Here is a 7,702-nt window from a genome sequence, read left to right as displayed (position 1 = left end):
GGCCACCACCTGGAACTCTCTGGCCACGGCGGACGTTTCGCTGCTGCGCCACCAGTTGGACACCGTCAGCGCACTGCCCCGGGACTTCCTGTTCTTAAACTATCTGCGCTGCCATGACGACATCGGCTGGGGACTGGATTACCCGTGGCTGAACGCCCGGTTCGGCACCGACGAGGTCGCCCACAAGAAGTACCTGAACGACTGGTTTACCGGCAAATGGCCGGGCAGCGACAGCCGCGGCGAACTGTACAACGATGATCCCCGTTTGGGCGACGCCCGGCTGTGCGGCACCACCGCTTCGCTGTGCGGCGTGGAGGCTGCCGACTTTGAGCAGGACCCCTTCAAGATGGAGCGGGCCATCTCCTGCGATTTGATGCTTCACGCTTGGATGCTGACCCAAAGCGGCATTCCGGTGCTGTACAGCGGCGACGAGATCGGCCAGCTAAATGACTACGGCTACCACGATGACCCCGAAAAGTGGGACGACAGCCGATACATCCACCGGGGCAACTTCTCGTGGGAGTTGGCCGAACTGCGCCACGACACCACCACCCGGCAGGGCGAACAGTTCGAGGGGCTGCGCCGTCTGGAGCAGCTTCGTGCCGGAGAGCAGGCCTTTGACGCACAGGCCGATGTGTGGACCTTTGACACCGGCAGCAACCATGTCTTGGGCGTGGGCCGCTGGTATCAGGGCCACAAGCTCATCGCTTTCTTTAACTTCAGCCCGGAATTTGTCCACGTTTCCTCGCAGGAGAAAGGCCCCTACGAGGAACTGATGTACGGCGCCCACCGGGACGACCTGAACGATGTGGAGCTGTATCCCTACGGCTTCGCTTGGTTCCTGCATACCGAAGACATCTGACACTCCCGTTTTTTCCCCCTATATGGAAGGAGCGCACCCGCAAGGGTGCGCTCCTTCTGTTTTAGTGTATCACCGCAGCAAAATGCGGAAGTGCAACGTATAGTCTGCTTCCCCGGACAGGCGATAGGCTTCCTCTACATCGGTGCCCCAACTGTCGATGCCGCCCACGCCCCGCATGGCCCCCAGCACCGTAACGCTGGTGCGCCCGGTGACGGGCAGCTCACTGGGATGCTGGGCCGCTTCCAGTTCCTCGGCCGTGTTGGGCACCGCCCGGAAGGCAAAGGCCTCGCCGCAGCTTTGCAGTTCCAGCGCGGCGGTAGTGCGGCCCCGGGTATCCCGCTGCTGCAAAACAGCCCGCCGGGTGCCCAGATGCAGCCCGCATTCCTGCGGCACCAGATGAGGTTCGATGTGGGGCACCTCGGTAAAGCAACCGAAGGCAGCCCCCTTGTACCGGTCAGGATAGGTCTCCCCCGAAAGGCCGGTCCATTGGGTGGCGGCTACCGGTGCGGCGGTCTGGAACTGCACGCCGAAGCAGGGCAATTCCGGGGTCCCTGCCACGCCGTGGTAGGTTGCCTCCACTTCCAGCGCGCCTTTGTCGGTCACCGTGTAGGTCAGCAAGGCCTCTGCCCCCGGCACCCCTACCAGCGCAAAGCGATACCGCACTGCCACCTTGTGGGCGTTTTGTTCCAGCACTTCGGGCATACCGGCCCGAGAGAGTGCATCTGCCGCCAGCCAGACACCGCTGCGCTGGGGGAAGCCGCAGCCCCGGTCATTGTCGGTGGAGGCCCGCCAGACCGCCGGACGGGGCGCCCGCCACAGCCATTCGGTGCCGCCGATGCGCAGCGAGGACGGACCGCCCTCCGGGTAGGAGAAGAGGATCTCGAACCCTTTGCCCCGTACCCCCAGATTGCCGTCCCCTTGGGTGACGGTCAGGGGCGTGGTGGGCCGGGCCTTCCATTCTGCCGCCAGCACGGCGTCGGCAGCCTGTGCAGCGGCCTGATTGCGGGCATCCTGCGCCGCCCGCTCGGCGGCATCGGCGTACCAGTAGCGTACTTCCTGCATGACCGGTTTCTCGGTGCCGTCGGCGTAAACGATGCCGTTGCCACTGAAGTTGTAGTCGGTGGTGCGCTCGTCAAAGTCACCGCCGTAGCCCAACACCCGGCGCCCCAGTGCGTCGGTGTGCCAGAGGGCTTGGTCCATATAATCCCAGATGAACCCACCCTGATATTGGGGGTACTCCTCGGCCAGACGGATATAACTCTCCATGCCGCCCAGACTGTTGCCCATGTCGTGCATATACTCACAAAGGATAAAGGGCTTGGCAGGCTTGGATTCCAGATACGCCCGGATGACCCACGGTTTTTCGTACATCCGGCTTTCCATATCGCTGATGGCATCGAAGGCCCGGTTGTGGAACACACCCTCGTAGTGGACCAGCCGCCCGGGGTCCTGCTGGTGGAAAAATTCCGTCATAGCCAAAATATCTTCCCCGGCGTAGCTTTCGTTGCCGCAGGACCAGATCAGGATGGCTGCATGGTTTTTGTCCCGCTCAAACATGCTGCGGGCCCGGTCCACCACACAGTCCTTCCATTCCGGAAGGCTGCCCGGCACATTCCAGCTTGGTTCCACCGCTCCCAGCTTCTGCCAGCTTCCATGACTTTCCAGATTGGTTTCGTCGATCATATAGATGCCGTTTTCGTCGCACAGATCGTACCACCGGCTCTGGTTGGGATAGTGGCAGGTGCGCACCGCATTGATATGGTTGCGGCGAAACACCGCCATGGCGGCGTCCATATCCTCGGGACCGATGGCACGGCCCTTCTCGGCATTCCATTCGTGGCGGTTGACCCCGTTAAAGACCACCCGCTCCCCGTTGAGGCACATCACCCCATCCACCATCTCGAACCGGCGGAACCCGATGCGATAGGGGACTACCTCCTGCACGGCACCGGCGGCGTCGGTCACCGTCAGCAGCGCTTGATAAAGGGTGGGCGTGGCATGGCTCCAAGGCTGCACCCCCTGCAATTCCAGCGTGTCGCCGGTCACCAACCCGTCATAAAGGGCATATCCTTCCCCATCGGTAAGGCGCAGATGTACCTTGGCGCCGGCGGTCTGGCCTTCCAGCCGCAGGCGGGGCGTCAGCGTACCGGTGAGGTTGTCGTGCTCCAGCCCGGTCTGCAGCCACAGGTCGGTCAGATGCACCTTGGGCTTGGCATAGAGGAACACCGACCGGAAGATGCCCGAAAACCGGAAAAAGTCCTGATCCTCGATCCACGAGGCACTGCACCGCTTATGCACCTCTACACAAAGGCGGTTGACGCCGTCCCGCAGGCAGTCGGTCAGCTCAAAATCCGAGGGGGTGAAGCTATCCTCGGCATAGCCTACAAACACCCCGTTGCACCACAGGTACATCGCCTGTTCCACACCCTGAAAGCTGATGCAGACCCGCTGCCCCCGCAGCCCTTCTTCCAGCGTGAAGTCAAGGACGTAGCTGCCCACCGGGGCATGGTCCCAGTCGATCTGGGGCGGGCGCAAAGCAGCCCGGCCGTCCCACGGGTAGAGGGTGTTGGTGTATTGCAGCTCGCCGTAGCCCTGCAATTCGATATGGCCCGGCACCTGAATGGTCCCAAAGGCCGAAAGGTCGGCATCGGGATGCCAGAAGTCCGCCGGACGGGCGGCGGGGTTGGGGCTATACGCAAAACGCCATGTTCCGTCCAGACTTTGGCGCAGACTGCTGCGCCCCGCGGCGGCTTCCTCCGCCGTGCGGTAGCAGACATGGTCGGAATGGGCCGCCAGACGATTGACGGCAAAAACGGTGGGATCGGTGAGCCAGTTCAGTTCCGGCTTAGAAGCGTTCATAAGACAGGGCTCCTTTCGGTGTGTGGGTCGTTGCCACAACGAGTCGCTTTTGTATACAGTGTACCGCCTGCAAAGCTGCGTTGCAAGGGCTCTGGAAAAATTGGGCCATCGCCAGAAGATTTCCCAAAATTTCATTGCATTTCACAACCAATGGTAGTAAAATGATACTAGCGAAACTCGTAGGAAGGGGCGTTCCCCCTGCCTGCGGGTTTTGTTTTTTGCCCCGAAAGGAGGGATGCCATGGGTGGGTGAGGAACTGACGCCGGACCATGTACTGGGGGAATTGGCGGCCATTGCCTTTGCCGAGCCGGGCACCGAGCGAAACGGTCAGGCCATCAAGGTGGCCGACAAGCTACGGGCGCTGGAATTGCTGTACAAGCATCTGGGCTTGGGCGACGGCCAGACCACAGAGGGGGTGGTCATTGTAGACGAAGGATAAGGGAGGTGATGCGCGGGTGCGCATTCAACTGAAAAAGGTCATTCCGCCGGTGTTTTGGCCGGTGCATACCGCCATTCGCAGCGGCACGGTGCAGGAGGTCGTGGCCAAAGGCGGCCGTGGTTCGGGCAAGTCCAGCTATCTGTCGCTGGAGTTGGTCTACCAACTGCTGCGGCACCCCAACTGCCACGCCGTGGTGCTGCGCAAGGTGGCGGGCACCCTGCGCAACAGCGTGTACAACCAAATTGTGTGGGCCATCGGGGCGCTGGGGTGTTCGGCGTATTTTCGCTGTACGGTCAGCCCCATGGAATGTATCTATCTGCCCACAGGGCAAAAGATCCTCTTTTTCGGGCTGGACGATGCGGGCAAGCTCAAGAGTTTAAAGGTGCCCTTTGGCGCCGTGGGACTTTGTTGGTTTGAAGAGCTGGACCAATTCGACGGACCGGAAGAGGTGCGCAACGTAGAGCAGAGCATTCTGCGGGGCGGCGACTGGTCGCTGACGCTGAAGAGCTTCAATCCCCCGGCTATGGCCCGCAGTTGGGTCAACCGCTATGCGCTGGAGCCCCGCACCGGCAAGCTGGTGCATCACTCCACCTACCGGGACCTGCCCCGCAGCTTTTTGGGGGAACGGTTCTGGGCGGATGCCGAACACCTGCAAAAGACCAACCCCGACGCCTACCGCCATGAATATGGCGGCGAGGTGGTGGGCAGCGGCGCGGCAGTGTTTGACAACCTGTGTATGCGGGCTGTCCCCGACGAGGAGATCGCTGCCTTTGACCGGCTGTACCACGGGGTGGACTGGGGCTGGTACCCCGACCCGTGGGCGTACAACGCCGTGTACTATGACGCGGCCCGGCGCACCTTGGTGATCTTTGACGAGTTGACCCGCACCCGCACCCCCAACCGGGACACCGCCCGGCTGCTGGTGGAACGGGGCGTAGGCGGTGACGAAGGCGGGCTGCTGACCGCCGATGCCGCCGAGCCGAAATCCTGTGCCGACTACCGGGCGGCGGGGCTGCCCTGCCGGGCTGCGCAGAAAGGCCCCGGCAGCGTGCGGGAAAGCATGAAGTGGCTGCAGGGGCTTACTTCCATCGTGATCGACCCGGAGCGCTGCCCGGCCACGGCGGCGGAGTTCAGCGAGTACGAGTATGAGCGGGACGACCGCACCGGCGAGGTTTTGCCGGGCTACCCCGACGTGAACAACCACCACATTGACGCGGTGCGCTATGCCGTAGAGAGTATCTGGCGGCGGCGCGGCGTATAATGGGACAAAAAAGAGGGGCTGCCTGCGGGCAGTCCCTCTTTTTTTGTTTGGGTCAGTTCATACCGGTGGCCTGCAGCAGCGGGCGCTTGCACAGGTAGTTGAACCCGGCAATGGCCCGTCCCACGCCCACCATCGAGATCACGGTCCCCAGCCCCACGCCCAACAACACGTTGCCGAAGCAAAGACCGATGACCAGTGAAAGGCTGACGCAGCCCAGATCAAAGCAGTTCTTGCAGAAGCCCAGCTCCTTGCCGGAGATCTGGGCGATGGTGCCCACGATACCATCGCCGGGGTTGGGAATGAGCCGCATGGCTACCGTCATCGCCGCCCCCACCCCAGTGAAGAGGATGGCCACCACCAGCAGGGCGATGTCGGCGGGCAGGTTGCCGTTTTCGTAAGGGATAACCCCCGCAAACAGGTTCATAAACCGGGTGAATACGATGCTCAACGGAATCTGCAAAAGGTCGATCCACTGGCGGTTTTTCCCTTTAAGGAGAAACTCTGCCCACACAAAGAGGCAATAGACGACCAACGTCAGGTTGCCGAAGTTCCAGCCGGTGGCCTGACTCACGGTAAAGGGCACCGACACAATGGCCGATGCCCCAAGACCCGTCTTGGTGTTCAGCGTCAGGCCCAATGCCAACAGCACCATTCCCAACAGATAGAACCCCCAGCGGGCGATTGTTTGTTCTTTTGTTTGCTGCATTCTTTGCCACTCCTTATCCTATACAAGGATATACCCGGGGGGCAAAAATGTCAAATTTTTCAAGGGTTTGTCAACAGCATCGTGCTCAGTTTCCGTTCAGCATCTCGTTCATCTGCTGGGAGGCTCTGTCCAGATTCTGTCGGGCGGCTTCCTCCCCGGCATCCAACACCGGGTCGCTCCCCGTACCGGAAGACTGGGCGGCGGCGATCTGCTGCTGAAGTTCGGACTGCTGGGTTATCATTGCGTCTTTCTGGGCCTGAATCTCGGTCTCCACCAGCGCCAGCTCCTCCTGCACCATCTGGATCGTCGCATCCAGTACGTCGATGGAATCCTGAACCCGCGTAGCAGTCTCTTTTTCTGCGTCGCTGCTGCCACCAGCCAGCGTTTCCTGCACTTCCAACATTTGTTCCCGCTGGTCTTGCAGGGATTCCAGCTGCTGTTCCAGAGCTGCTTTCTGGTCCTCCAACGGCCATTGGCTCATCAGGGAACTGCCTGCAACAACGTCCTCATTTCCGGCCAAGAGTTCTTCGACCTTCGTGGTCGTCAATTCGTGGGTATCGCCGTCCCGATAGGCCGTAAAGTAGCTGGGGCCTACCAGAATGTCGTCTACCTTCATCTCAAAATGGACCTGATTGCCCGTGGCATTGCCGGTACATCCCACATAACCGATGAGTTTCCCGGCCTTGACGGTCTGGCCGGATTCTACCGCCAAATCGTTCATATGGGCATACAAGGTGGTCCAGTGGCGGCCGTCCACGCCGGTGCCGTGGTCCAACTGTACACAGTTTCCATAGGAGTAATGGTACAGAGCCTTTACTACCACACCGTCCTGCGCCGCATAGACCGGGGTTCCCTGTTCCGCACACAAATCATCCCCCCGGTGACCGCCGCCCATGTACCGGCTGATATAGGTATAGTCCACCGGGCAGAGGAACCGCGGGCTGTTTTCTGGGTCGTCCAGATTGGGCAGTCCGGCGGTGTTGACCGTGAAGGTCACGGCGTTTTCCGGCGTAGCGGTGGGTTGGGGTGCAGGTTCGGACTGGGAGGTTTCGGCGGCCTCGGGGGTAGCTTCCTCCACTTGGGGTTGCATCATACAGGCGGTGACGCTCAGCCCCACCGCCGCGGCACAGAGCAGCAGTGCCCCAGCCCCCAAACGACGGTACCGCAGCAGATGGACAATACGGGTCTTGACGCTGCCCTGTCCAAAGGCCAAAGAGCCCGGTGCCAGCCGTCCTTGCAGGGCGTACTGCAAAATGCTTTCGCAGTAGGCATTGCGGGCGGCGGCATCTCAACCCCGGATCGCCGCCTCGTCACAGGCAGACTCCATCTCCCGCTCCATCTGGCGGAAGGCCAGCCATGCCAGCGGGTTGAACCAATGCAGGCAGACCACCCCGTAGTAGAGCGGTTTGATTTGGGGATCATGGCGGCGCAGATGGATCTTTTCATGAAGCAGCACCGCCTGCCGGGAGGTCCCCGCCAGCCCTGCGGGCAGATAGATGCGGGGACGCAAGATGCCCAGCGTAAATGCTCATGTACGGTAAGGAAGCAAGCAACCGAAAACAAGAGATAGACCGC

Annotated in this window: 6 protein-coding genes and 1 pseudogene; 3 read left to right on the top strand and 4 right to left on the bottom strand. The window is 61.3% G+C overall.

What is annotated here, in order from left to right:
- Positions 1-862, top strand: a pseudogene (locus Q0526_RS00525) (amylosucrase); the annotation flags it as partial.
- A 69-nt stretch (positions 863-931) separates the two neighbouring features.
- Here Q0526_RS00525 and Q0526_RS00520 read toward each other — a convergent pair.
- A complete protein-coding gene (locus Q0526_RS00520) occupies positions 932-3,721 on the bottom strand; it encodes a glycoside hydrolase family 2 TIM barrel-domain containing protein (protein ID WP_298729816.1) in 2,790 nt (929 codons plus the stop codon).
- 244 nt (positions 3,722-3,965) lie between these two features.
- On the opposite strand from Q0526_RS00520, the gene Q0526_RS00515 reads away from it, so the two are divergent.
- Together Q0526_RS00515 and Q0526_RS00510 are read left to right on the top strand one after the other, a co-directional pair.
- On the top strand, positions 3,966-4,160 hold the full coding sequence (locus Q0526_RS00515) for a hypothetical protein (RefSeq protein ID WP_298729813.1): 195 nt from the start codon (positions 3,966-3,968) through the stop codon (positions 4,158-4,160).
- Between the two features lie 16 nt (positions 4,161-4,176).
- A complete protein-coding gene (locus tag Q0526_RS00510) occupies positions 4,177-5,421 on the top strand; it encodes a PBSX family phage terminase large subunit (RefSeq protein ID WP_298729810.1) in 1,245 nt (414 codons plus the stop codon).
- A gap of 52 nt (positions 5,422-5,473) precedes the next feature.
- On the opposite strand, the gene Q0526_RS00505 is transcribed toward Q0526_RS00510, so the two are convergent.
- The 3 genes from Q0526_RS00505 to Q0526_RS00495 form a co-directional block, all read right to left on the bottom strand.
- Positions 5,474-6,127, bottom strand: coding sequence for a DUF6198 family protein (locus tag Q0526_RS00505; RefSeq protein ID WP_298729807.1), 654 nt, complete (start codon positions 6,125-6,127; stop codon positions 5,474-5,476).
- Positions 6,128-6,212: 85 nt separating this feature from the next.
- On the bottom strand, positions 6,213-7,379 hold the full coding sequence (locus Q0526_RS00500) for a peptidoglycan DD-metalloendopeptidase family protein (protein WP_298729804.1): 1,167 nt from the start codon (positions 7,377-7,379) through the stop codon (positions 6,213-6,215).
- 36 nt (positions 7,380-7,415) lie between these two features.
- Positions 7,416-7,637, bottom strand: a complete 222-nt coding sequence (locus tag Q0526_RS00495) for a M56 family metallopeptidase (protein WP_298729801.1) — start codon at positions 7,635-7,637, stop codon at positions 7,416-7,418.
- Between the last annotated feature and the right edge of the window lie 65 nt (positions 7,638-7,702).

It is taken from the genome of uncultured Subdoligranulum sp. (assembly GCF_937890665.1).
This window is presented reverse-complemented; position numbering and strand designations above follow the sequence as displayed.